The sequence below is a fragment of the Kosakonia beeri genome, assembly GCF_054165705.1.
The window spans coordinates 4348990-4374946 of record NZ_CM135106.1; the positions used below are offsets into that span (position 1 = coordinate 4348990).

The window sequence follows — 25957 nt, forward strand, 5'->3', positions numbered from 1 at the left end:
CACAGAAAAACAGCAGGGAATAAACCTGCTGTTTTTGTTGAATTTTTAGTCAAAATAAGAATCAGAAAATTTACATTCCGCCAGGCCGCCCGTCCTGTGTGCTATCTGATTTTTACTTTGTCCTGAGTCAATAAAAGCGTAAACATGTTTGATGCAAATCACTATATATAGAAATTAGAATGCACGCCGACCCAATATGTTGTATTAATCGACTAAAATTCACTCAGCCCAATCGGCTGGACAGCGTAACACGCTGTGGATAACACGGGTCAGGAAAGGACGAACTTATTGGTTTTGGTAATGAATAACCCACCAGTCAGTGCCTCCTTCATTGTGGATAACCTGTTTTCTAAAATGGAGTGATCATGACACCGCATGTGATGAAACGAGACGGCTGTAAAGTGCCTTTCAACTCAGCGCGCATCCAGGAAGCTATTTTGCGTGCAGCTAAAGCAGCGGGAGTCGATGACGCAGACTATTGCGCCACCGTCGCAGACGTTATCAGTGGCCAAATGCAGGGCCGTTCGCAGGTGGATATCAGCGAAATTCAGACCGCAGTCGAAAACCAGCTTATGTCCGGGCCTTACAAACAGCTGGCACGCGCCTACATTGAATATCGTCACGATCGCGATATTGCGCGTGAAAAACGTGGCCGCCTGAATCAGGACATTCGCGGGCTGGTTGAGCAGACCAACTCAGCGCTGCTGAACGAAAACGCCAACAAAGACAGTAAAGTGATCCCTACCCAGCGCGATCTGCTGGCCGGCATTGTTGCCAAACACTACGCACGCCAGCATTTGTTGCCGCGTGACGTTGTGCTGGCGCACGAGCGTGGCGAGATCCACTATCACGACCTCGATTACTCCCCGTTCTTCCCCATGTTCAACTGCATGCTGATCGACCTGAAAGGCATGCTGACCCACGGTTTCAAAATGGGTAACGCAGAGATCGAACCACCAAAATCGATCTCTACGGCCACCGCCGTGACGGCGCAGATTATTGCGCAGGTCGCCAGCCACATTTATGGCGGCACGACCATCAACCGTATTGATGAAGTACTGGCACCGTTTGTGGCCGCCAGCTTCGAAAAACACCGCCGTGTCGCCAGCGAATGGAATATTCCGGACGCAGACGGCTATGCGCGCAGCCGCACGGAAAAAGAGTGCTACGACGCGTTCCAGTCGCTGGAATATGAGGTCAATACGCTGCACACCGCCAACGGTCAGACGCCGTTCGTGACCTTCGGTTTTGGTCTGGGCACCCGTTGGGAATCCCGCCTGATCCAGCAATCGATTCTGCGTAACCGTATTGCCGGCCTCGGTAAAAACCGCAAAACGGCGGTCTTCCCGAAACTGGTTTTCGCCATTCGCGACGGCCTGAACCACAAGTTTGACGATCCGAATTACGACATTAAGCAACTGGCGCTCGAGTGCGCAAGCAAACGGATGTATCCGGATATCCTTAACTACGATCAGGTCGTCAAAGTCACCGGGTCGTTTAAAACGCCGATGGGTTGCCGCAGCTTCCTGGGTGTATATGAAGAAAACGGTGAGCAGATCCACGATGGGCGTAACAATCTTGGTGTGATCAGTCTGAACTTGCCGCGCATCGCACTGGAAGCGAAGGGTAACGAAGAGGCGTTCTGGGCATTGCTGGACAGCCGACTGCTGTTGGCACGTAAAGCCCTGATGACGCGTATTGCCCGCCTGGAAGGGGTAAAAGCCCGCGTTGCGCCGATCCTTTATATGGAAGGTGCCTGCGGTGTACGCCTGAAAGCGGATGACGATATTGCGCCAATTTTCAAAAATGGCCGCGCGTCGATCTCGCTGGGGTATATCGGTATTCACGAAACCATTAATGCTTTGTCCGGTAATCAACATATTTACGACAGCGAAACTCTGCGCGCGAAAGGCGTGGCGATTGTTGAACGCTTACGTAAAGCGGTAGACGAGTGGAAAGAGGAAACCGGCTACGGTTTCAGCCTTTACAGCACACCAAGCGAGAACCTGTGCGACCGTTTCTGCCGTCTCGATACTGCAGAGTTTGGCGTGGTAGATGGCGTAACGGACAAAGGCTATTACACCAACAGCTTCCACCTTGATGTGGAGAAAAAGGTTAACCCGTACGACAAGATCGATTTCGAAGCGCCTTATCCACCTTTGGCCAGCGGCGGTTTCATCTGCTATGGCGAGTACCCGAACATTCAGCATAACCTGCGGGCGCTGGAAGATGTCTGGGATTACAGCTATCAGCATGTACCGTATTACGGTACCAACACACCGATCGATGAGTGTTACGAGTGCGGCTTTACCGGTGAGTTTGAGTGCACCAGCAAGGGTTTTACCTGCCCGAAATGCGGCAACCACGATGCGTCACGGGTGTCGGTAACGCGTCGGGTATGCGGTTACCTTGGTAGCCCGGATGCCCGCCCGTTTAACGCGGGTAAGCAGGAAGAAGTGAAACGCCGCGTGAAGCACCTGGGTAATGGGCAAATCGGGTAACCGGACTTTGCCCAATGGCACTGCACGATCAATTTGTTATGTATCCGCAACGCACTTAATGTCAGAACAAGGCGGCAATGTCGTGTCTCCCGGGGAGCGTAATCTCCGGGTGCTCGCAAACAGCCAACGCAGTAATGGCGTCAATTGCTAAGCGGATGAGATACGAAAGATGAATTTTCACCAATATTACCCTGTCGATATCGTCAATGGCCCGGGCACACGCTGCACCCTGTTCGTTTCCGGTTGTGTGCATGAATGCCCCGGCTGCTATAACAAAAGCACCTGGCGGCTGAATTCTGGCGTGCCGTTTACCGCTGAAATGGAAGAGCGGATTATTGCCGATCTCAACGATACGCGCGTGAAGCGCCAGGGCATCTCCTTGTCCGGCGGCGATCCGCTGCACCCGCAAAACGTCCCGTCTGTCTTAAAGCTGGTCACCCGCATCCGCGCAGAGTGCCCGGGCAAAGATATCTGGGTGTGGACCGGTTACAAAATTGACGAGCTCAATGCCGACCAGCAAGAAGTGGTGGCGCTGATTAACGTGCTGGTGGACGGTAAATTTGTCCAGGATCTGAAAGATCCGATGCTGATCTGGCGCGGCAGCAGCAACCAGGTGGTGCACCATTTACGTTAATCTCCCTTCGGTAAATCATTAGAGGCTGAATAATTTACTCTCCTTTTTAGTAAGGAAAGCCCTCTTCCTCTCGTCTCAAACTCAAATCAAAACATTATTTCAAATACATTAATCCTTATTTTTAATTTTAGATAAGGATCGCGTATATCTTCGTCTGGTTGCCAGTAAACCTTCAACACTGGCAGTAAGGCAAAGGTGGTTGAAAAAACATCGGATTACTCTGCTGACTATTTTCAACCTTTAATGAAATAACGGCCGACATGCACTAACTAACCCAACATAACATTGAAAAAGACCATTTACTCTCTGGGTAATATGGTTCTATAACAGGAACAAAAACATGCACATTCGGTATGGTGTTACCGCTTTACTTTTATTTTCTTCACTGAGTTACAGCAATACCGATTTACCGGTATCGCTGACTGTCTCAGGGATGAATGCCACCCTGGATAATGGCTTGCTGCACGTCGAATTTAATGAGGATGCCAGCGCCGTCGCGATGGTGAAAGACGGCATAAATTTGCTGACCTCATTATCTGGCGCGCAGCGTGATCCCAGCAAAACACGCAGTGCTTATCTCGACTTTTATTCGAAAGGCGTAAAAGATTTTCTGCCGGAACGCCTGGAGGTCATCCGCAATGATAAAGACATGGTACATATTGCATGGGTTGATGACAAAAAAAGCCTGTTACGGCTGGAATACCATTTAATCATGCGTAAAGGCATTAGTGGTATTTACAGTTATGTAGTTGCAGAAAATACCGGTCAACAAACGGTACAGGTCAGTGAATTGCGCAATGTTTACCGCTTTAACCCGCAACGTCTTGATCATATTTTTAACGGCGAACGCCACGGCAAACCGTATTTATATGCGCAACTGGAAAAAATGCCGAAAGTGCAGGACGAAACGTGGCAGTTACCGAACGGCGACGTCTATTCAAAATATGATTTTGCCGGTTATCAACGCGGCAGCGCGTTTTGGGGGGTATACGGCGAAGGTATTGGCGCGTGGTTGATCCCCGGCAGTGGCGAATATTTTTCTGGCGATGCATTGAAGCAGGATCTGATGGTGCATCAGGACGCCATCATACTGAACTATATGACCGGGGCACATATGGGCACGCCAGATATGCAGGCGCAACCCGGCTGGAAAAAAGTCTACGGCCCCTGGTTGCTGTACATCAACCGCGGCGACAAAAAGCAGATGCTTGTAGATGCAGGCCAGCAATCGCGCACCGAGCGCGCCAACTGGCCCTATAAATGGGTAGATGACGCGCGCTACATCGACAAACGGACACAGGTGACTGGCCATATCAGCAGCGCTACGCCGGTCACCGTGGTGCTCTCTTCCTCACTGGATGAGCCTTTCGATTTGCAGACGCGGGGTTATCTGTTTTCGGCCAGCACGGACAATCAAGGTGCTTTCCACCTCGACAATGTCATCCCCGGGCGTTACCAGCTCGCGGTATATGCCAATGCCGGAACACAGCCCGGCATACTGGCCCAGCAGCAGGTGGTCATTGAAGGGGATAAACAAACGCTGGGCGATATTGCCCTCAAACCGGCCTCCAGGGTGTTGTGGTCGATTGGCCAGGCCAACCGCCAGGCGCGCGAGTTCCGTTATGGTAACGAGCCGAGAGGCTATCACTGGCAGAACGATGTGCCTGCCGACCTGGTATTCGACATTGGCCGCAGCGACTATAGCCGCGACTGGTACTATGCCCAGACTAAACCTGGAAAATGGGACATACGCTTTGCCATGATGCCAGATAAGCCCGTCTACACGCTGAATATTGCGCTGGCTGCCGCCAGTAACAGCGGAATGGGCAGCAGCAACAGCGCGCCGTCACTGGTGGTTAAAGTGAATGGCAAAGCGGTGAATACGCTGAAATACGCCAACGATAAAACGCTGTATCGCGGTGCATTACAAAATGGGCAATACCATCTTGCCGCTATTCCACTCAATGCCGACCTGTTACGTCAGGGAAATAATACGATTACGCTGCAATTAACAGGCGGTAGCGTAATGTACGATGTGATTACCCTTAGCGAATAATTTTATTGATACCCCCCGTATTGTGAGAATGCCACAGTACGGGTGACTGCCCTTGCCGATAATAAATGAAAAAGGCTTTCGACCATGAATAAGAAAACCATCAATACGCTCTGTGCCGCACTCCCTTTATTTGCCATTAGCTATGCCACAGCAGATGACATTGTATTACGCAATGTCAGCCTGGATTATCGTCATGAGTATCGCCTTCGCGATCGCACCCATTACGACAAATTAACCCTGGCCACCCAGCTGCCGCAAAACTTCTCTTTCGCCGTGGAAACGAAATTCAAAACCGGCGGATCTGATGTCAAAGATAAATATTATGAAGATCCCGTTCTCAATGCGGTGGAAATGACGCTGGCGAAAAAATACAGTTTTGGCAACTGGACCGTCTCTCCGTTATTTCAACCGGAATTTAACTCAACCCGCACTGAATGGAAAGTTGGCGTGTCGCCATGGTACAAAATTAATGATAGTTGGTCAGTCGGCGGCCTTTACCGCCTGGAATTAACGGATTACGCCCATGATAATAGCGGCTGCGCCAACTGCAGCACCAATAAGCATCGTACGGTCAATCGTGTGGATGGTTACCTGCGTTATAACATTGCCAACCTGACGACCACCTACAAATTGATTTACCAATATGGTGATGAAAATCTCTATGCCAACAAAAAGTATAATTATGAGCAGGAATTACAATTTAATTATGCGTTAGGCGATAAGCGGGAATGGAGTCCCTATATTAGCTTTGGCGACATTAACCGCTCATCGAAATCCAGCGAACGCCAGCTTCGCCTGCGCGCCGGTATCGCCTATACCTTTAAATAATCCGCCCAGGAGAGGGGGTGCCCCTCTCCTCTACTTAAAAACGGCTGAGGGATTCCATTGCCACGCTTTTAAAGGCGGCAAAGTCCTTGCACACACATAACCTGGCGGTCGCCCGCTCGCGCAAAAAGGTGACGAAGATATCGTAGATGGCCATCGCCTCTTCGTACTCGCTTTTACTGATCGCCAGTAAAAAAATAACGTGAGCGGTTTCATCCCCCCACGCGATGCCCTGCGGAGCCAGCACGGTATAGACCACGGTTTTTTTCGCCAGCAGCCCAAGAGCGTGTGGTAATGCAATGCCTTCCCCCAGCAGGGTGCTGACAATCGCCTCACGTTCGACCACCGAATCGAGAAACGTCGCGTCGACAAACCCTTCGTCATATAACTGATCACAAAGCGTTTTGAACAGGGTTTGCTGATCCATTGCCCCATCAATAATGCGGAAATGGAGCGCGTCAAAATACTTTTCAAGCATCCACGGCCGCGTTCTGTCTACCAGCACCAGCTTGCCGATCTGCTCGAGTTGGTAATCGCTCGGGAACGGCGCAATGGTAACAACGGGTTTATCTTTTTCGCTGACCCTGGCCGTCGAGATAACAAAATCTTCTGCAATGCCCGCGCACTGCTCATATTCACGCAACGTCACCGTGCGCGTGACCCTAACCTGCGGATATTTACGCGCCAGTACGGCTTCAATCATCCGCACCATTGCATTCCCGGCGTCGCACACTAACAGCACGCAGGGCTGACGCTGGTAACCGACGTTGTAATGGCGTTCCAGCCCAACACCAATGTGCAGAACGAGAAATCCAATCTCGTTTTCGCTGATCACATACGGGGTGTATTTTCCCCAACTGGACACCGCCGCCAGTGTCATATCCCATGCCATTGGGTAGTGCTGCTTGATGTTATCCAACAAGGGATTGGGGATCATTATCTGGTAGCGCACACGGGTGATCATGGTTTTGATATGGGTGAGCAGATCCGCATGCAGTTGCGTGTCGTTTTGCAGGTTGTAGTTATAGTGCGTGTTGATATAGCCAAGGATGTAGTTAACCAGGGTTTCATCGTCATCGGCGCTGATGGCGCTTGGTGCAAGCTCCTGTACGCGTCGCCCGGCAATATGCACCCGCAGCCAGTGCTCTTCTGCTGCCGCCAGCGGTTTTCCCGCCAGTTGCTGTAACGCCGTTGAGATATCCCGCGCGGCATCACGCACATTTTCATCCCCATCTTCGGCGGTGAATTCCGACAGCGGATATCCTTCGCTAATGCGACGTATCGCCACGGCACAATACAAGCGGATAAACAGCTCGCCCTCATCGGTCAGGCGAATATGATAACGGCTAAAGCTCGCCTGCAGCACGGGCACCAGCGCCTCCGGCACGCCGGGATTGAGGGCCTCTTCGGTGATCAGTGGATTGTGCGCATTTTGTTGCGCCAGCTCCCACAGTAAATCGGTCAGGCAGGCGCGCAGCGCCATTTCACTGCCAAACAGCTTCATGCCATGACGCGGGCGCGTCTCCAGCGTCAGACGGTAGCGAGAGAACCATTCCCGTACTTCGGTCATATCGTTCTGGAGCGTCGCGCGGCTCACAAACCATTCGTCTGCCAGATCTTCCAGCTTGAGCGAAAACGCCGAAGTCAGAAAGCGCACCACCAGATAATGCACGCGCTCCTGCCCGTTACGCGGAATGCGCAACGCACGCGGGCGGGCAGCCTGCAGACTCTGATAACGCACGGCATCGTCAATTTTTAGCTGGTAGCCACTGCCACGCGTTAATACAAACTGCGCGCCGTGGTGATGCAGCAACGCATTTAATGCGGTGATGTCAGCCCGAACGGTACGCGTCGACACCGCCAGCCGCTGCGCCAGCTCGTCCTGCGGCAGCGTCTCGTTTTGCAACATCATAAACAGTTGCGCTAAACGTTGGTTCGGGAATCGCACGTCGTTCTCCAGGGCTTAAGGTTGAGTAGAAATGACCATCTGAGATGGGCTGCCCACCGGCGTATAATCCGGTGTAAAGCGCAGTTTGCCATCCTGCGCTACACGAAAACGGGTAATGTTATCGCTGCGCTGATTCATGACATACAGCCAGCGGCCGTGATTATCCAGCGTGAGTGAGCGGGGATAATCACCGCGCGTCCAGACATCATCCAGATGCGTGAGTGTGCCGTCAGGCTGGACGCGAAAATGCCCGATGCTGTTGTGCAATCGGTTGGCGACATACAGTTGACTGCCATCACGGCTTAGTACCAGCCCGGCGGCAAAACTGGTGCCTTTATACTCTTTCGGCAACGCTGAAATTGTTTTCCCCTCTTTCAACGTGCCGCTGGCGTGATCCAGACGGTAGTGAGTCAGCGTCGAGGCTTCTTCATTAATCAGCCACAGCCCATCGCCCTGCGGTGTAAAAACAAAATGACGCGGCCCCGCGCCTTGTGAGGACGCCTCAATATAAGGTGGGTCGTTTGGCGTCAACTTGCCACTCTGTTCATCAAACCGATATTGATAAATGCGATCCAGGCCCAAATCGGTAGAAAAGACAAATTTCCCGCCCGGATCCGCCGCAATCATATGCGCATGCGGCCCGTTATGATCGCTGATGGCAAAGCTGCCCTCTGCCGCTGCCTGCGGTTTTGCTGCCCCCGGCGTTCCCTGATCCTGATGACTGTCCACGGCCTCACCGAGGCTACCATCCGCATTCACTGGCAAAACGGTGATTGAACCGCTGACATAATTCGCCACCAGCAGATGATGCCCCTGTGGTGTCAACGCCAGCCAGACTGGCCCGGCGCCGCCCGAAGCGACCTGGTTTAATGCGCTCAATTCACCGTCACTGCCTATGCGCAGCGCCTGTACCATGCCTTTTTCCACTTCGCTGGCCACATACAGTGTTTTGCCATCATGCGACACCGCAAGCTGTGCGGCATTGGGCAACTGGCTGACGAGCATTCTCTGGCTGAGTGCGCCAGATTGTGGGTCGACGTTAAAGCGATAGACGCCTTCGCCATTCGGATTATAGGTCCCTACCCAGGCGTACTGGGTCTGGGCTATGGCAGTGGTCGCCAGCAGCGAAAGTGACGCGGCAAGCAAATGGCGGGCAGTGTGCATGGTCGCTCCTTAATGGTTGTCTCAAACGCCCCTTCTCCCGCCTGGAGCAGGAGAACAGGACTACTGTACCAACGCTTTCGTCATCGCCAGTAATTGGCGTACATCCTGCGGGCGGGTGTTGCCGCTCGCTTTATCAATAATCGAACTGTAAATATGCGGAATGATTTTGCTGACGCCCGCATCCAACGCGATTTGCAGGATGTCATTGTAATTATCCAGATCGATCCCTCCCGTCGGCTCCAGCCAAAAATCGTAACGGGCACAGGCTTCGGCCACCGCCTGGTACTCGTCGCGGCACGCCAGGCCGCCCATCGGGAAATATTTAATCGAGCTCCCGCCCATGTCTTTTAGCAACGCAATCGCGGTATCGATAGGCACGATGCCCGCCGCCGCTTTGCTGCTCAACGGCCCGGTCGAAATCTTCACCTGCCCCGGCGTCCCCGTTGGCGAGACCAGACCATTGACCACCGTCTCGCGCTGCCCCAGCAGCGCGCGGCTGGTTGCCACGCCAGTAAAGACCTGATTAACGTGCTGTGGTTGCACTTCCCGCGAGATGGCGCTGACCATCGCCGATTGATTCGGATCGCCCGCCCCCAGCCCAACGGAGAGCGCGTTATCAATGCGCGCAGCATAGTCGCGCATATCGGCAACCGCCGTTGCAACGTCCGGGTAGTTTTTTGACAGTACTCCCACCAGCACATGCCCTTCTGCCGCCTGATAAATGGCGCTGGCATTATCTTTACTTCCGGCCAGCACATTCAGGCAGACACGATCGCGGTAAAAATTGGGGGTCAGTTTCATGCCTGTTGCTCCTTGTTCAGTTCTTCGGCGATACGGCGATAAACAATGTCCAGTTGGTCTGCCGTTACACTGCGCACATCGGCTTCAATAATGCCTTCATTGGCTTTATAGCCCCGGAAATAAATGGCGTACTCGCCCTGTTTCAGCGCGCTCACCAGATCACCGGTTGCCATGCCGGTGACTGCTTCATCAAATTTGATTTCACTGCGGGCGATATCACGCCCGGCGCTGTCCCACACTACGCGAGCGCTTACGCCCTGCAGGGTATTTAGCTGGTCGATAAAGGGCGTCATTTTGGCGACCATCTCCGCCCCGCTCTCTTTACGTGCGCTAAGGTAGTGTTCAATGGCGCAGGTCAAACCGAGAATGCCCTCTTTGCCCACTTTCATGGCGCGGCCAATGCCCGCCGTCTGGCGTTTTACCCACTCCACATACTGGGTTTTGCCAATCACAAGCCCGCTGGTTGGCCCTTCAATGGCCTTTGCACCACTGTAAATCACCAGGTCTGCACCGGCGCGGTAATAGCACTGCAAATCTTCTTCTGCGGCCGCATCCACAATCAGCGGCAGGTTGTGTTTACGTGCTACAACAGCAGCCTGCTCCACGCTGAGCATGCTTTTTTGTACGCAGTGGTGTGACTTGATGTAGAGGATCGCCGCCGTGCGGGGAGAGATCGCCGCCGCCAGTTGATCGGCGGAGCATTCGTTGGCGTAGCCGGCTTCCACCACTTTTCCGCCGCCCAGCGCCACCATGGTGCCGACCGGCGCACCAAAGTTGACGTTATGCCCACGCGGCAGCACGATTTCGTTATTTTCGACGGGCGTGCTGTGCAGATTTTCGAGCAGCCAGTCGCTATCGCGCACCAGCACCGCAGCCACCGACTGAGCAAGGCCTGCCGACGCGCAGGAGACGACCGTCGCGCCCTCCACCTCCAGCAACTTCGCAATGTACTCGCCGGTTTTATTCACCAGATCTTTCATTTCGAAGTAGTGGTTCATGCCGCTTAACACCGCGTCAACCACCTCCGGGCGCGGGGTAGAAACACCGAGGGCCGTCATCCGCCCTGAAGCATTAATCACATGTTTCAACTGGTACTTATCATAAATCGAAGGCATTTTCCGCACTCCCTTGTTCGGTCATATAGCCGTGGCCCGCGCGAATAGCAGCCAGCGGCGTGATTATCTGTTCGGCCTGTAAGCCCACCTTTTCCGCATCGGTAAATACCACTGGCTGGCGCTTCAGGTCGAAAATCGTCAGGTCAGCATCAAAACCGACCGCCAGACGCCCTTTTTGCGTCAGACGCAGGGCTTCAGCGGCGTGATCGGTCACACAGGCAATGACCTGCGGCAGCGACAAGCCAATGGCGAGGAATTTAGACATGACATTCGCCAGCGATCGCACCGGGCCGTCAATTCGATTGCGGCAGTAAATATCTGAGCTGATGGTGTGCGGCAAAATACCCAGGCTGATGGCCTGCCTGGCAACGGCAAAGCTAAAGCTGGCGCTACCGTGCCCTACATCCAGACGCACACCGCGGCGGATAGCGCGGGCAACTGAGGCTCGTAGTTCGCCACCAGGCGTGAGAATGCGGTTCGGCTTCCCGTTGTAACAGTGGGTAATGATATCGCCCGAGGTCAGCAGGTCGGCGATCTCATCCAGATTGGGCGGGTTATTGCCGATATGCACCATTAGCGGCAAATCGCCGTTCTCTTTCTGGATGGCTTTCGCTCGCACCAGCGGCGTGATGCCGTTCTCCCCCACCACGCTACTGCTCATGCGCGCCTTCAGCCCGACAATAAAATCGGGATGGCGCTGCACTGCCGCGCGTACCGCTCCGGCATCGATATGGCTCAGGTTTGCCAGTTCGTTTTGGGCAATCAGCCCCACGCGGGAGATATTCAGCAGGGCAAAAACGTCGGTCGTTGCCTGGCGGGTCAGAGCATAAAAATCGTCAATGTCATCAGCGCCGGTGCTGCCTGCATCGATCACCGTGGTCACCCCGGTGTGGATACCGACGCTGTCGGGCTGGTCATGATAAATCGGAGAGTTCGGGTAACAGTGCACGTGGGAATCAATCCACCCGGCGCTGACGTAATACTCGCCGCATAAATCGACGGTTTTGCTCGCCGGATCGCGGATGTCGCCCAGTGCGGCGATTTTCCCCGCCTCGATGGCGATATCCGTCACCGTATCGTCAACCAGACGCGCCCGGCGCAGGAGTAAATCAAACATGCGTATCTCCAGGAGTAACGGGCGCCGCAGCGCCCGTGTGTATCAGAGGGCTACCGGGAAGAGTGATCCCAGCAGCATCGCGCCAAGGATCGCGCCCCCGGTAATCGGCTTTTGCCAGAGGTAGAACAGCAGCGCGCCCACCAGCGACCCCATGCCGATAGGAATCGACGCGGTCATGGCGCTGAGAATAATCAACGGGCCAAGAAAACGGCCAGACGCATTGCCTGCGCCCATCATTACGTCAGCACCGTAGGTGGAGTCGCTCTGGTTGATGGTGAATTTACGCGCCAGGATAATCAGGTAACCAATCGCCAGCCCAATCACCAGGCCAGTTGCCAGCGAAGCAACAAAGTTTGCCACCGGGAAGACAAAGCCTGCGCCCAACAACAGCGCCGGGACACCCAGCCCTACACCGGTCTGGATCGCCCCGCCGATGTCGAGGATGCCGACCAGCGCCCCTTCAATAATGCGGGCAAAGAGAAAACTGGCGCCAAACGCGGCTACCGCGCCATAGACGCCGGTATCCATACCGGAACGCAGCATTGACACGAAAGCCACCTCGTTAAACGCGCCAATACCGTACAGGTAGTACATGTGCGTCCCGGCAAACACGCCGGATGAGAGCAGGCCGACAAAAATCGGAAATGACCAGTCGGCGTACCAAAAACCTTTATTCTGTTCCATGTCGGTTCCTTATTTGCCGCTGAGCGAGTTATGGATGAGCTCCAGCCAGTTCGGCGCGCTCAGATTAAAAGAAGCGATCATTTTCAGGTCGAAGCCGCGGAAGAAAGCGCTGAGTACAAACAGCGCGACAATCGCCGTCATCATGACTTTAGTGACGCGGTTCCAGCCGCTCTCCTCAACGCCTTTACCAATCAGAATGCCCAGCACCAGACCGGGTACGGCGTTACCCATTATCAGTTGCGCCGCACCACCAAAGACAGTTGCCCAGAAGCCGGATTTTTTCCCCGCGTCGATGGCCGCCAGCCAGAAAATTACCGGCATCACGGTGTTCACCAGCAGGTTTGCCGCCGGCACCAATACTTTTACCGCGGTCACTTGCAGCGCCGCCGGAACGGATGAGGCCGTCAGGTTAAGGAAGGTGACCACTACCATGCCGATCAGCGCACAGGCGATGGCCATTTTTTTCGGATCGTGCAGGGTTTCGCCCACGTTGCGGTTTTTCACCATCAACGCTGCAGCGCCCCAGTTGGGGATAATGCGGTGATCAACATCCTGGGTGAACGACCCCGCCGCCACAGACGACGCCCAGGCGTTAAAAAAGAAGCCCAGGCCAAAGGAGAAGTGAGACGCCGGATCACCCTCACAGGAGTTGAGTTCCCCCAAAGTACGAAATGCGCCCATCCCCTGAGTGGTCGGCGCATGGAACATGCGTGCAGCCCCGGCGCCTACACCCACGCCGACCAGACCGCCAATGATGAGCGATTTTATTAGTATGATTAAGAACATCAGTCTGCCCTCTTCTACCCTGTGGGTCTGACTCACGGGTATGCGTTTAGTTACTTCGTGACGAAATCCACTTTGTCGAGATTGATGGCGGTCACGTTGACAGTCACATCCAGCTCCACGCTGTATGCACGTCGTTCCCGACGCAGAAAAAGGAACAAAAAGGCCTCTTTCCGCGTCGTTTCCTGCGCATGAACAACCCGCACATCCTGTGGCTCAATACGCAGTAAAATATGCGGCGACGTTTTCATCACCGCGGCCTGAACATGGTTCAACGCATCGGCGAAGGCGCGCGCTTTCGCATCGCCCTTGCCTTTAACCCTGACCGTGGTGGTGAACTGTTCTTTCATGGTTATGCGCCGTATTTTTTCAGCCACGCCTGCACCAGACGCTCGCCCAATTCTTCTTTATCCATAAAGCCGAAGCCCAGCACATTGCAGCCTTCATTGATGGCGGTAACGCCCTCTTCGACTGAACGCATGCCATATTTGGCTTTGTAGCCATGTTTGTTCTGCGCGGTGATAGCGCCCGCACCGCCGCTACCGCAAAACGAAATGCCGAAGGTGGCGTTTTCTGCTTTCATCACATCTCCCAGCTTCATATCTGCCGCCACACCCGGCACGACCACTGCGCGGCCGCCTGCTTTTTCCACGCCTGCAGCGACTTTTTGGCCTTTGCCCAGACGATCGCCAATCACTACGGTAATTTGTTCCATCGTTTGCTCCTTACAGGTTGTATTTCGCCACTTCGAAGTGCACGGAGAGCAGCCAGGCTTCTTCTTCCGGGAGGTTGCCAAAAGCGGCCACCACATCGCGGGCAAGGTTCATCGACTCGGCCGAGATTTCGTCAAACAGGCTGGCATCCACATCCGGCAATGGTTCGCCGGTCACCGAGCGGTGCGCCATCGCCCTTACATGAGAAGTCAGCATCTGTTGCTGTACTGCGTTCGGCGTGATGTTCTGCTCGCTTAACAAGCGATACACCTGCGCCAGCATGCGTTCCGCGAGGGTCGCCATTTGCTCCGCGTCGTTCATTACTGCTCCGTTATTCACAGGTCTGCCCCATTAATGGCCCTGAATAAAACTAGCGTCGCAGGTTACGAGTTTGTAGCGAGGAGTTTTCCACTTCGAAGTGGAAAGGAGACAGGTGTTAGTGATCTGCGCCACATAAATGCACCCAGGAGGGATTTTTCACTGTGCGGCGGTCACAGGATTGAAGAAAAGTGGCGGAAATTTGCGTCTTCGAAAGCATAACAACGCAGGTAACAGAAAGGAGAAAGTGTGAGATGAATAAGGTTTGCTTATTGATTAAGCGGGGCCGTAGCCCCGCTCAGGTATTTTAGCGGAACTTCTTGTGGTAAGTGTTGCGGGTATTGGCAAGACCTTCTGCTGCGGCCTGCGCCTCTTTCACTTTGCCTTCGTTGGCCAGTTTCAGCGCACCGTCAATCTGACCGACCAGGATATCAAAGCCGTGGCGGTAATCTTTCATCTCGGCGCTGTCCGGCGCTTTGCCTTCCAGCTTCGGCGGGGTGGCTTTTTGCGCATCCAGCGCGGCGGTACGCATTTTGGTTAATGCCGTTTTCATTTCACTGGCATCACTGGTTTTTTGCACCACTTTCAGGTTATCGCTGAGGATTTCCATATCATCTTCCAGATCGGCGGCAAACGCCGCAGAGCCGATAAACAACGAAGATACGGCAAGGATTGCTAACAGGTTTTTACGCATTGCTCACTTCCTTTTTTATTATTACGCTTCAGGCGCAGGTCTTAGCGCCACGGAGTTATTGTCCGGCGATTTTCATCTCCGGGAGTAACACTGAACCACATTGAATGTTGCTGCGATGTTCAATATCGTCGCCAATCGTGACAATATTGCGCCACATTTCTTTCAAATTACCTGCGATGGTGATCTCACTTACCGGATACTGGATTTCACCGTTTTCCACCCAAAAACCCGCCGCGCCGCGCGAGTAGTCACCGGTAATCCCGCTGACACCCTGGCCCATCAGCTCCGTAACCACCAGGCCAGTGCCCATCTCCTTCAACATCTGCTCAAAACTCAGCCCACGCCCGGCGATACGCCAGTTGTGAATGCCACCTGCGTGACCCGTGCTTTTCAGCCCGAGCTTGCGTGCCGAATAATTGGTCAGCAGCCACTGGGTGAGGATGCCCTCTTTCACAATATCTCGCCGTTCGGTGCGTACGCCCTCGCTGTCGAACGGCGTTGATGCCAGCCCCTTGCGCAAGTGCGGATGCTCTTCAATGGTCAGCCACTCCGGCAGGATCTGTTTGCCCAGATAATCCAGTAAGAAGGTGGATTTACGGTACACTGAACCGCCCGCAATCGCTCCGACCAGGTGACCAAACAGCCCGGTCGCCACTTCATGACCAAAAATCACGGGCGCTTTCATCGTCGGTAGTTTGCGCGGAGAAAGGCGGGACAAAGTACGACGCGCGCACTCTTCACCAACCCACTCCGGGGTTTGCAGATCGCGAATGTCGCGCCCGATGGTGTAAGCGTAATCCCGCTCCATATCCCCGTTTTCTTCGGCAATCACACAACTGGAGAGTGAGTGGCGCGTTGAGCAGTAGCTCTGCAGCATTCCGTGGCTGTTGCCGAACACTTTGATGCCATAGTGACTGTTAAAGCTGCCGCCTTCGGTATTGTTGATGCGTTTGTCCGCTTTCAGCGCGGTCTGCTCGGCGCGAGCTGCCCATTCGATGGCTTCATCCGGCGTCACTTCTGCCGGGTGAAAAAGGTCAAGATCCGGCGCGTCGAACGCCAGCAGCTCTTTGTCCGCCACGCCCGCATACGGGTCTGGCGAGGTATAGCGGGCGATGTCGAGCGCTGCCTGCACGGTACGGGCTATCGCATCCGGGCTAAGGTCGGTCGACGAGGCACTGCCTTTACGGTTCTGGTGATAAACCGTGATGCCCAGCGCCCCGTCGCTGTTAAATTCCACATTCTCCACTTCGCCGTAGCGTGTGCTGACACCAATGCCGGTGGTTTTGCTGACGGCCACTTCCGCACCGTCCGATTTCCCGGCGGCCAGCTCCAGCGCCGTGGAAACTGCGTCTTCCAGTACTTTGCGTTGTTGTGCAACTTGTGTGATCACTTTCATCGCCAATGCCATAATTAAGGGAGAGAATCTTTGAAGTCTAACAGAGAACCGTTTTTCAGTGCGCGCCTTAACTGGTAACATTAGCCTCTTTTTTAAGGAGCCTGAGATGACAAAGCAGCCCGACGACTGGCTCGACGACGTGCCCGGTGATGATATTGAAGACGAAGATGATGAGATCATCTGGGTCAGTAAGAGTGAAATTAAGCGCGATGCGGAAGAGTTAAAGCAGCTTGGCGCGGAAATGGTAGACCTGGGGAAAAACGCGCTGGATAAACTCCCGCTCGACCAGGATCTGCGCGACGCGATTGAACTGGCGCAGCGCATTAAGAAAGAGGGCCGCCGCCGTCAAATGCAGCTGATCGGCAAAATGCTTCGTCAACGCGATGTGGATCCCATTCGCCAGGCGCTGGACAAGCTGAAAAACCGTCATAACCAGCAGGTGGCGTTTTTCCACAAGCTGGAGCATTTACGTGATCGTCTGATTGAAGAAGGCGATGATGCCGTGCCGGAGGTACTGAACCTGTGGCCAGCTGCTGACCGTCAGCAATTGCGTTCGCTGGTCCGCAACGCCCAAAAAGAGAAAGAAGGGAACAAAGCGCCAAAATCCGCGCGTTTGATCTTCCAGTACCTGCGTGAACTGGCTGAAAGCAGCGAAGCCTGATTGCCGTCTCTGAACCCTCCCCGCCGGGAGGGTTTTTCTTTTCTGCCTGCTGCGTTTTGGTTAGTGGTTTCTCGTTTTTCCTTTTTTGCCTGTGATTTCTGTCTGGTAAAACGACCGCAAGTTTAGCTGAATCGTTAAATCTAAAATCTGCTCACTTCACAAATTTATTCTATCAATACTTTGCATTTCAATTATAAATGCGATCAATATCTGCTATTGACGCTCTTCTCGCTGCTCATTTTCATCAGATGAAACGGATCACATTTTCTTTTCTGCGCAATCCGTAAATTCCGGTTGCGACACATCTAATCGATTCAGCATAAAAGGAAGAAATGATGAAAAAGACGGTAATGTTCTCTGCGCTTGCTCTGCTTATTTCTGGTCCGGTAATGGCAAAAACCTGGGTGCTGACCAGTGCTGAAGGCGGTACTGAACAAGGAAACTGGCGTATTACCAGCGATCAGCTGAACATCAAAAATCAACAGTTCAGCATTGAGCAGGTTGTGCTGCACGGAGGGAAGCAGGAAGGCAGTAAAGTCATCAAAATAAGCGATAAAAACGGCCTCAGCATTGCCCTGAGTCCGACTCGCGGTATGAACTTACTCTATGCCGATGGTTTCGGGGTGCATTTGGGCTGGAGTTCGCCAGTGAAAGAAGTGGTGAACCCGGCGTTTATCAATCTGGAAAGCCGTAATGGCCTGGGCTGGCTGGAAGGTTTCAACGAGATGGTTGTGCGTTGCGGCTACGAATGGACCGGCCATCCGGTGACCGCTGACGGGCAGATTTATACTCTGCATGGCAAAGCCGGCAATACCCCGGCGTCGCAAGTTTCTGTCGAGGTCAGTGAAAAAGCGCCATACGAAATCCGTATACGCGGGCGTGTGTTAGAGAGCACCTTCAAAAAGGCTGACCTGCAAACTGAAATGGAGCTGCGTTACATTCCGGGCAGCAACAGCTTTAGCCTGCATGATGTGCTGACGAACCATGCCGATTACCCACATGACTACCAAATCATTTACCACAGCAACTTCAGCAAACCGATCCTTGAACAAGGCGCGCGTTTTATTACACCGCATGAAAATGTCAGCCCGTTCAACGATTATGCAAAAGATGGACTGAAAACGTGGCAAACCTATGCCGGGCCGACCAAAGGTTTTGATGAAATGGTCTTTAATATCAAACCGCTGGCCGATGCCAACAAGCAGACCGTTGCCGCCTTGCTGAACAAAGCTGGCGATAAAGGGGTGGCCATCGGTTATAACACCGACCAGCTGCCGGTACTAACGCTGTGGAAAAACACCGACACGGAAAAACAGGGCTACGTCACCGGTATCGAACCGGGTACCAGCTACGCCTATCCGGTTACTATTGAGCGGGAGCAAAAACGCGTGAAACAGCTGCAACCCGGCCAGAGTACCCGTTTTGATCTGACCTACACCCTGCTGCACAACAGCAATCAGGTGGCGGAAGTGGAAAAACGCGTACAGACGATCCAGGGAAGCAAAACTCCACAAACCATTGAAACACCGATGGCAAAAGAGTAATCACCGCATAAAAAAAACCGCGCCGGTGTACCGGTCGCGGTTTTTATTCAGCCACGCAGGCTCAGACGTTTTCAGCCGCCAGTTCCGCTTTCTTCGTCAGGCCATCCAGCAGTTTCTGATGAATGCCGCCAAAACCACCGTTGCTCATCACCAGAATGTGATCGCCCGGCTGCGCACTCTTCACGATCATATCGGCCAGCGTGTCGACATCCGCGCTCCAGTAAGCTGGCTGCACACAGGCATCTGCCACTTCGGCAACCTGCCACGGAATATGCTGCGGCTGCAGCAGGTAAACTTCATCAGCACGTCCCAGAGACGGGGCCAGATCGTCTTTGCACACGCCCATTTTCATGGTGTTGGAACGCGGCTCCAGCACGGCGATGATCTTGGCCGTGCCACCCACTTTACCGCGCAGTGCAGCAAGCGTCGCCAGAATTGCCGTCGGATGGTGAGCAAAGTCGTCGTACACCGTTACGCCGTTGGCTTCACCACGCAGTTCAAGACGGCGACGGGCATTGATGAACGATCCCAGCGCATTGGCCGCATCTGCCGGCGCAACCCCCACGTGGCGCGCCGCAGCAATCGCCATCAGGCCATTGTGCATATTGTGCTCGCCAACCAGACCCCAGTTCACCTGGCCGACACATTCGTTATCCAGCCAGACTTCCCAATGGGAGGCATCGGTATTGAGTTTTTTCGCCTGCCAGTGGCCTTGTTCACCCACCAGTTCCTGCTCGCTCCAGCAGCCCATCGCCATCGTCTGTTTCAGATTGATGTCGTTTTCAGGCCAGATAATTTTCCCCTGCCCTGGCACAATACGCACCAGGTGGTGGAACTGTTTCTGGATCGCTTTCAGATCGTCAAAAATATCCGCATGGTCAAACTCAAGGTTGTTGAGCACCAGCGAACGCGGGCAGTAATGCACAAATTTGGAACGCTTGTCGAAGAAGGCGCAATCATATTCATCTGCTTCGATAACGAAGAACGGGCTTTCACCCAGACGTGCAGAAACCTCAAAATTACCCGGAACACCGCCGATCACAAACCCAGGCTTGTAACCGCACGCGTCAAGGATCCAGGTCGCCATTCCGGCGGTGGTCGTTTTACCGTGTGTCCCGGCAATGGCCACCACCCAGCGGTCGCGTAGTACGAAGTCGTGCAGCCATTGCGGGCCGGACATAAACGGAATGTTTTTCTCCAGAACGGCTTCAACACACGGATTACCGCGCTTCATTACATTACCGACAATCACCAAATCCGGCGCAGGATCGAGCTGGCTGGCGTCGTATCCCTGCGTCAGCGCAATGCCTTCTTTTTCGAGCAGGGTGCTCATCGGCGGATAAATATCGGTATCCGACCCGGTAACCTGGTGTCCAAGGGAGCGCGCCAGCATGGCAAGCCCTCCCATGAACGTGCCACAAATCCCCAAAATATGAATGCGCATGCGTCATTATCCTTTCTTAAACTGGCGCACATTTTACTCATATGTTTAACGTCTGAGAAATGCATTTCAGGATAATCCGTATGTAGCTGGCGCGATTCACCTGAGCACGAACTTTTGAATCTTTGTTAGTATTGTTGCATGTACGTCGCGTTTTCGTTTGCGAAAGCTCTGGCTGTTACAGCGTCAGCTGTTTAATATCCGGAACTTGCTGTCATCAGCAACCTGAAAACCACAGGCTACAATCGCTTTACTCCATATTAAAAATGCAGGGAAAGTGTTATGAAAACGTTAGGTGAATTTATTGTCGAAAAGCAGCATGAGTTCTCGCATGCAACGGGTGAACTGACTGCTTTGCTGTCGGCGATAAAACTGGGCGCCAAGATCATTCATCGCGATATCAATAAGGCCGGTCTGGTCGATATCCTGGGTGCCAGTGGTGCTGAAAACGTGCAGGGCGAGGAGCAACAAAAACTCGATCTGTTCGCGAATGAAAAACTGAAAAATGCACTTCGCGCCCGCGATATCGTGGCGGGTATCGCTTCCGAAGAAGAAGATGAAATTGTCGTTTTCGAAGGTTGCGAGCACGCCAAGTACGTGGTGCTGATGGATCCTCTGGATGGCTCTTCCAACATCGACGTTAACGTCTCTGTCGGGACGATTTTCTCTATCTACCGCCGTGTAACCCCAGTGGGTACGCCGGTTACGATGGAAGATTTCCTGCAACCGGGTAACAAACAGGTCGCAGCGGGTTATGTGGTGTACGGCTCCTCCACGATGCTGGTTTACACCACCGGCTGCGGTGTTCATGCCTTTACGTATGACCCGTCGCTGGGCGTGTTCTGCCTGTGCCAGGAGCGGATGCGCTTCCCGGAGCAGGGTTACACTTACTCCATCAACGAAGGTAACTACATCAAGTTCCCGCAGGGCGTGAAGAAATACCTGAAATTCTGCCAGGAAGAAGATAAGGCCACGCACCGTCCTTATACTACGCGTTACATCGGCTCACTGGTGGCGGATTTCCATCGTAACCTGCTGAAAGGCGGTATTTATCTCTACCCTAGCACCGCCAGCCACCCGGAAGGGAAACTGCGTCTGCTGTACGAATGCAACCCGATGGCGTTCCTCGCGGAACAAGCGGGTGGCAAGGCCAGCGATGGTAAAGCACGTATTCTGGATATCCAGCCGGAAAGCCTGCACCAGCGCCGTCCATTCTTCGTCGGCAATGAGCATATGGTTGAAGATGTTGAACGTTTTATGCGTGAGTACCCGGACGCATAATCCGTTTTGGCGCTGTAAGCGCCAGTTAGGGACTTGCCCGGCCACAGCCTGACACGCCTGGACGGGCAAATTTCAGAGCATCAGCGTACAAATGTGCGTTTTACCCGCACAGAAACAAGGAAATAAGGGATCCAGATACAGGCGCTAAGGATATTGCGGATCACCGGCTGTACTGTCTCATAGGCAAAGGGCATTGCCAGATACTGATGCGCAAGCAACAAATCAATCACCATAAACGCAACCCACATCACCAACAGCGCGATATAGCAGCGCGGCAGCAGACGCTTCTTGCGGAAAAACAGGCTGCTGGTAAACAGCGAAAACCCAAACAGAATCAGCCAGGCAAACAGTTCAAAAAACAGAATGGCTTTTCGCGTGCCGTCAATCTGGGCGTAGTACTCCATTAACAGGCGCAGGCTGCTGTTAATGCTGAGGACTGTGCTCAGAATGCTCATGATCAGCCCGAAGGCGGCCACATACAGCCAGCCACGAATTTTTTTGAATTCGCGCTCCTCACACTGTGCACAATAATCACTGTCTTTGAGTGCTTCTTTATCGCACTGAATACAAACGCCCATGTTCCTTCCTGATTACGCCTGAGTTTGCAGGCGAAATGATGCCATAGCCTGTAACAACTCGCGAGACTGTTCTTCCAGTGAACGCGTCGCCGCAGAGGACTGCTGCACCAGCGCTGCGTTTTGCTGCGCCGTTTCATCCATCTGGCTGACCGCAATGTTCACCTGCTCAATGCCCCGGCTCTGTTCCTGCGATGCATTGGCGATTTCGCGCATTAATTTGGTCATTCGCAACACTTCTTCTGCGATTTCGTCCATCGTTTCCCCGGCCTGCATTGCCAAATCACTCCCTTCAGAGACTTGCGCCTGCGAGCTGCTGATAAGCGTGCGGATCTCTTTGGCTGCTTCTGCGCTACGGCTGGCGAGGTTACGCACTTCACCGGCTACCACAGCGAAACCACGGCCCTGCTCTCCGGCGCGGGCGGCTTCTACCGCTGCGTTCAGCGCCAGAATATTAGTCTGGAAGGCGATGGAGTCGATAACGCTAAGAATGTCGGCGATACGGTCAGAACTGCCGGAGATATCGCGCATTTTTTCAATCACATAACACACCATTTCGCTACCGCGATCCGCGGTATCAGAGACGGTCTGCGCCAGTTGGTGCGCCTGCTCGGCATTGTCGGCATTCAGTTTTACCGTGGCGGTGATCTGTTCCATACTCGCGGCCGTCTGCTCGAGCGACGTGGCCGTAGATTCCGTACGCTGTGACAGATCGACGTTGCCGGCAGCGAGTTCGCGGCTACCGGTATCGATTTGGGAACTGGCATCGCGCACCCGCGTTACTGAGTTGATCAGCGCATGGCGCATCTCCTCAATGGCGGCGTTCAGGCGGTTGAACTCCTGGCTCGCCACTTCGGCTTTCACCTGTGCCAAATCACCCGCGGCAACCTTTTCAAGCTGTTCGATGGAGCTTTCCAGCGGTTTCAATAGCATATGGCGCAGCGCCAGCCAGGCCAGCACGATAATGCCCGCCACCAGCAGCGCCACGACCATAATCAGCAGCATCACCACGTTTTTACTGCTCTGTACGGCGGCCACTTCGGTTTTACCCCGCGCCTCGCCCCAGCGCTGGAAAGATTGCATATCGTTGTCGAACTGGCGGGAGATAGGGATAAGTTTGTTTTCCAGCAGATCGTAATACGCATCGGCGCTCTGTTTGTTCAGGGCATCCTGCATCGGCGTAATGCCCTGGTTGACGTAATCGCCATAGCTTTTTGCCATTTGCCCCAGCAGCGCAGCGCCTTGTTCGTCATCCACACCCATCTTGATCACGCCGGACAGCGCATTCTCGCCCTGGGCGATTTCGGTGTTGATCATCTTAACGGATTTTGCTGCATCATCCAGCAGGCCGACTTCCATCATACGCACAGCCTGGCCTGCTTCATTACGTGCGCGCAGGATCAGGGTATACCCTTCACTCAGACGCGCCATTTTCTCGCCCTGCAACTGACTAATACGCTCCAGCGACGAAGAGCTTTTATTTAATGCATACACTCCAATACCGCTGACCAGCAGCAGCAGGAGGGTCATAACAGCCAACAACGAAAGTAAACCAGTACGGATCGAAAGCGTTTTAAGCATGATGTGAATTCCGGTAGCAGTGATACTTTTTGGCGCAAATTAAGCCCATTCGTCAGTTATCGACTGCTAACGGAATTACTTTAGGAATACATCAATTTTTCATGACGTTACTATTTTGTTACGGTTGTGCTAACACGTGTTACAGGAGAGCTTTGTCGGTTCTCCCACAATACTGTCAGGCCACGTTGCAACGCGATAAAAATAAACAACAGAATACCAATGGCGATTTTGGTCCACCACGAGCTGAGCGTACCATCAAAGTTGATATAGGTCTGAATCAGCCCCTGGATCGCTACGCCAAACAGCGTGCCGAGCACCGTCCCCACGCCGCCGCTCAATAAAGTGCCGCCAATCACCACCGAGGCAATGGCGTCCAGCTCCACGCCAACGCCCGCCAGCGCATAGCCAGCCTGGGTATAAACAGAGAACACAATCCCGGCCAGCGTCGCCAGTCCGGTCGACAACATGTAAATCCGCACCGTGGTACTTCGGGTAGAGATGCCCATTAAATTCGCCGAGGTTGCATTACCGCCGATGGCATAAACCTCATTACCGAACCGGGTACGGTGCGCCAGAAAAATACCCATCACCACAACCAGCAACATCAGTAACCCCATTGCGCTTAAGCGCCCGCCGCCAGGGATTTTCCACGCAAGGCTGGAGAGCGTGTCGTAAATGGGGTGGTTGATAGGAATGGACTCCTCCGACAATAAGTAGCTGACCCCACGCAGGAAAAACATCCCCGCCAGGGTAATGATAAAAGCGGGAATTTTTAACGCATCAATCAGCAACCCCATAAACGCACCGAAAGCGCAGCCCATCGCCAGGATCAGCGGGAAAGCCAGCAGTGGTGAGATGCCCCAGTCGCCAATGGCCTTCGCCAGGAAGACGCCGCTAAAAGCGATGACGGAACCGACCGATAAATCGATACCGCCGGAGAGGATCACAAAGGTCATACCAACGGCGATAATCCCGAGAAACGCATTATCTGTCAGGATGTTGCAGATAACCCGCGTCGAGGCAAAGCCCGGAAACTGTGTCAGGCAGTAGAGGTAGCCGAGCACGAACACGCCCAGCGTGATCATGAGCGGCAAATTACGTTTTATCATGACCGCGGACTCCTTTAATCAACGCGATAAAGCGCGGCGACTGCACAATCAGTACGCACATCACCACCACGGCTTTCACAACCTGGTTGAGTTCTGGCTGGAACCCGGAGAGCAGAATACCGGTGTTCATCCCTTGAATAATCAATGCGCCCACCACCGACAACACGAGATTGAAGCGTCCCCCCATCAGCGAGCCGCCGCCGATCACCACCGCCAGGATAGCGTCCAGCTCCAGCCACAGCCCCGCATTATTGGCATCGGCACCGCGAATATCGGCCGTGACAATGACACCTGCAATCGCGGCGCAGACGCCGCTCAGCACGTAGGTCAACATAACCACGAGGCGGGTGCTGACCCCGGCGTTTTTCGCCGCGCGAATGTTGATCCCCACCGCTTCGATAAACATACCCAGCGCGGTTTTACGGGTGAATAACCAGAACAGCACCAGCGTCGCCAGCGCAATCATCACCGGCGTTGGGAATAACAACAGCGAACCGCTGCCCAGCCACGCCAGCGAGGGGGCATTGAAAGTAACGATTTGCCCCGAGGTGATCAACTGCGCAACACCGCGCCCCGCCACCATCAGGATCAACGTGGCAACAAAGGGCTGAATTTTCAGGATCGCCACCAGAATGCCGTTCCACAGCCCCGCCAGGATGCCCGTCCCCAGCGCTGCCAGCAGCACCATGCCCAGGCTGTAGCCGGCAACGGTCATCGACGCCGCCGTCGCCCCGGCGATGGCCATCACCGCTCCAACAGAGAGGTCAATGCCGCCCGTGGCAATCACCAGCGTCATACCGATCGCCAGCAACGCGACCGGCGCGGCACGGTTAAGAATGTCGACAGGGCTGCCGAACAGCCGCCCGTCCTGCAACACCACCTGGTAAAAATGCGGTGCGACAAGGCTATCCACCACCAGTACCAGCAGCAGAGCTATCAGTTGCGGCGTGCCGACAGGCCACTTAAACCGCCGCTTTGGCTGCCCGGTTTGCCCAAGAGATTGAGGCATCACACTC

General features: G+C 53.9%; 24 protein-coding genes. 7 read left to right on the top strand and 17 right to left on the bottom strand.

The annotated features are described in order from the left end of the window. Positions 1 to 365: 365 nt before the first annotated feature. From nrdD to ACUY4S_RS20615, 4 genes are all read left to right on the top strand, one after another. Positions 366 to 2501 carry an anaerobic ribonucleoside-triphosphate reductase gene (gene nrdD / locus ACUY4S_RS20600; protein WP_312691123.1) on the top strand — a complete coding sequence of 712 codons (2136 nt, stop codon included), beginning with the start codon at positions 366 to 368 and terminating at the stop codon, positions 2499 to 2501. Between the two features lie 169 nt (positions 2502 to 2670). Continuing rightward, positions 2671 to 3135 carry an anaerobic ribonucleoside-triphosphate reductase-activating protein gene (gene nrdG, locus ACUY4S_RS20605; RefSeq protein WP_458021747.1) on the top strand — a complete coding sequence of 155 codons (465 nt, stop codon included), beginning with the start codon at positions 2671 to 2673 and terminating at the stop codon, positions 3133 to 3135. Between the two features lie 340 nt (positions 3136 to 3475). Next, on the top strand, positions 3476 to 5191 hold the full coding sequence (locus tag ACUY4S_RS20610) for a polysaccharide lyase family protein (protein ID WP_458021748.1): 1716 nt from the start codon (positions 3476 to 3478) through the stop codon (positions 5189 to 5191). Positions 5192 to 5275: 84 nt separating this feature from the next. Then, on the top strand, positions 5276 to 6019 hold the full coding sequence (locus ACUY4S_RS20615) for an oligogalacturonate-specific porin KdgM family protein (protein WP_458021749.1): 744 nt from the start codon (positions 5276 to 5278) through the stop codon (positions 6017 to 6019). A gap of 34 nt (positions 6020 to 6053) precedes the next feature. On the opposite strand, the gene ACUY4S_RS20620 is transcribed toward ACUY4S_RS20615, so the two are convergent. The 12 genes from ACUY4S_RS20620 to pmbA form a co-directional block, all read right to left on the bottom strand. After that, positions 6054 to 7964 (bottom strand): BglG family transcription antiterminator, encoded by a 1911-nt coding sequence (locus ACUY4S_RS20620; protein ID WP_312691115.1) that lies wholly within the window; start codon positions 7962 to 7964, stop codon positions 6054 to 6056. Positions 7965 to 7979: 15 nt separating this feature from the next. Next, complete coding sequence (locus ACUY4S_RS20625; RefSeq protein WP_458021750.1) at positions 7980 to 9128, bottom strand: lactonase family protein; 1149 nt, start codon at positions 9126 to 9128, stop codon at positions 7980 to 7982. Positions 9129 to 9188: 60 nt separating this feature from the next. Then, positions 9189 to 9929, bottom strand: a complete 741-nt coding sequence (dagF, locus tag ACUY4S_RS20630; RefSeq protein ID WP_458021751.1) for a 2-dehydro-3-deoxy-phosphogluconate aldolase — start codon at positions 9927 to 9929, stop codon at positions 9189 to 9191. Then, positions 9926 to 11044 carry a DgaE family pyridoxal phosphate-dependent ammonia lyase gene (locus ACUY4S_RS20635; protein ID WP_312691109.1) on the bottom strand — a complete coding sequence of 373 codons (1119 nt, stop codon included), beginning with the start codon at positions 11042 to 11044 and terminating at the stop codon, positions 9926 to 9928. Before ACUY4S_RS20635 ends, dagF begins: the two co-directional genes overlap by 4 nt. Continuing rightward, complete coding sequence (locus ACUY4S_RS20640; protein ID WP_458021752.1) at positions 11028 to 12161, bottom strand: amidohydrolase/deacetylase family metallohydrolase; 1134 nt, start codon at positions 12159 to 12161, stop codon at positions 11028 to 11030. The genes ACUY4S_RS20635 and ACUY4S_RS20640 overlap by 17 nt, the downstream gene beginning before the upstream one ends. A gap of 42 nt (positions 12162 to 12203) precedes the next feature. Further along, positions 12204 to 12845 (bottom strand): DUF4310 family protein, encoded by a 642-nt coding sequence (locus ACUY4S_RS20645; protein ID WP_458021753.1) that lies wholly within the window; start codon positions 12843 to 12845, stop codon positions 12204 to 12206. A 9-nt stretch (positions 12846 to 12854) separates the two neighbouring features. Next, entirely contained in the window at positions 12855 to 13631 is a 777-nt protein-coding gene (locus tag ACUY4S_RS20650; RefSeq protein WP_312691103.1) for a DUF4311 domain-containing protein, read from the bottom strand. 50 nt (positions 13632 to 13681) lie between these two features. Continuing rightward, positions 13682 to 13978 carry a DUF4312 family protein gene (locus tag ACUY4S_RS20655; RefSeq protein ID WP_312691102.1) on the bottom strand — a complete coding sequence of 99 codons (297 nt, stop codon included), beginning with the start codon at positions 13976 to 13978 and terminating at the stop codon, positions 13682 to 13684. A 2-nt stretch (positions 13979 to 13980) separates the two neighbouring features. Beyond that, entirely contained in the window at positions 13981 to 14343 is a 363-nt protein-coding gene (locus ACUY4S_RS20660) for an SFCGS family glycine-rich protein (protein ID WP_061498291.1), read from the bottom strand. 10 nt (positions 14344 to 14353) lie between these two features. After that, positions 14354 to 14662 carry a glycine dehydrogenase gene (locus ACUY4S_RS20665; protein WP_458021754.1) on the bottom strand — a complete coding sequence of 103 codons (309 nt, stop codon included), beginning with the start codon at positions 14660 to 14662 and terminating at the stop codon, positions 14354 to 14356. 304 nt (positions 14663 to 14966) lie between these two features. Further along, the gene (gene cybC / locus ACUY4S_RS20670) at positions 14967 to 15353 is read right to left on the bottom strand and encodes a cytochrome b562 (protein WP_312691096.1); all 387 of its coding nucleotides are present in this window, start codon (positions 15351 to 15353) and stop codon (positions 14967 to 14969) included. Between the two features lie 55 nt (positions 15354 to 15408). After that, entirely contained in the window at positions 15409 to 16761 is a 1353-nt protein-coding gene (gene pmbA / locus ACUY4S_RS20675) for a metalloprotease PmbA (RefSeq protein ID WP_312691094.1), read from the bottom strand. A gap of 94 nt (positions 16762 to 16855) precedes the next feature. On the opposite strand from pmbA, the gene yjgA reads away from it, so the two are divergent. Beyond that, a complete protein-coding gene (gene yjgA, locus ACUY4S_RS20680) occupies positions 16856 to 17410 on the top strand; it encodes a ribosome biogenesis factor YjgA (protein ID WP_312691093.1) in 555 nt (184 codons plus the stop codon). A 335-nt stretch (positions 17411 to 17745) separates the two neighbouring features. After that, complete coding sequence (locus tag ACUY4S_RS20685) at positions 17746 to 18954, top strand: aldose 1-epimerase family protein (RefSeq protein ID WP_458021779.1); 1209 nt, start codon at positions 17746 to 17748, stop codon at positions 18952 to 18954. 61 nt (positions 18955 to 19015) lie between these two features. On the opposite strand, the gene mpl is transcribed toward ACUY4S_RS20685, so the two are convergent. Beyond that, entirely contained in the window at positions 19016 to 20398 is a 1383-nt protein-coding gene (mpl, locus tag ACUY4S_RS20690) for a UDP-N-acetylmuramate:L-alanyl-gamma-D-glutamyl-meso-diaminopimelate ligase (protein WP_458021755.1), read from the bottom strand. A 279-nt stretch (positions 20399 to 20677) separates the two neighbouring features. Here mpl and fbp point away from each other — a divergent pair, with 279 nt between their 5' ends. Continuing rightward, complete coding sequence (gene fbp / locus ACUY4S_RS20695) at positions 20678 to 21676, top strand: class 1 fructose-bisphosphatase (protein ID WP_458021756.1); 999 nt, start codon at positions 20678 to 20680, stop codon at positions 21674 to 21676. Positions 21677 to 21756: 80 nt separating this feature from the next. Here fbp and ACUY4S_RS20700 read toward each other — a convergent pair whose 3' ends face one another. The 4 genes from ACUY4S_RS20700 to ytfT all read right to left on the bottom strand — a co-directional run bounded on the left by ACUY4S_RS20700 (position 21757) and on the right by ytfT (position 25953). After that, entirely contained in the window at positions 21757 to 22254 is a 498-nt protein-coding gene (locus ACUY4S_RS20700; RefSeq protein WP_458021757.1) for a DUF2569 domain-containing protein, read from the bottom strand. A 12-nt stretch (positions 22255 to 22266) separates the two neighbouring features. Then, complete coding sequence (locus ACUY4S_RS20705) at positions 22267 to 23832, bottom strand: methyl-accepting chemotaxis protein (RefSeq protein ID WP_312691089.1); 1566 nt, start codon at positions 23830 to 23832, stop codon at positions 22267 to 22269. Between the two features lie 110 nt (positions 23833 to 23942). Continuing rightward, positions 23943 to 24941, bottom strand: a complete 999-nt coding sequence (gene yjfF / locus ACUY4S_RS20710; protein WP_312691088.1) for a galactofuranose ABC transporter, permease protein YjfF — start codon at positions 24939 to 24941, stop codon at positions 23943 to 23945. Then, on the bottom strand, positions 24928 to 25953 hold the full coding sequence (gene ytfT / locus ACUY4S_RS20715; protein ID WP_312691087.1) for a galactofuranose ABC transporter, ATP-binding protein YtfT: 1026 nt from the start codon (positions 25951 to 25953) through the stop codon (positions 24928 to 24930). Before ytfT ends, yjfF begins: the two co-directional genes overlap by 14 nt. Positions 25954 to 25957 lie beyond the last annotated feature (4 nt).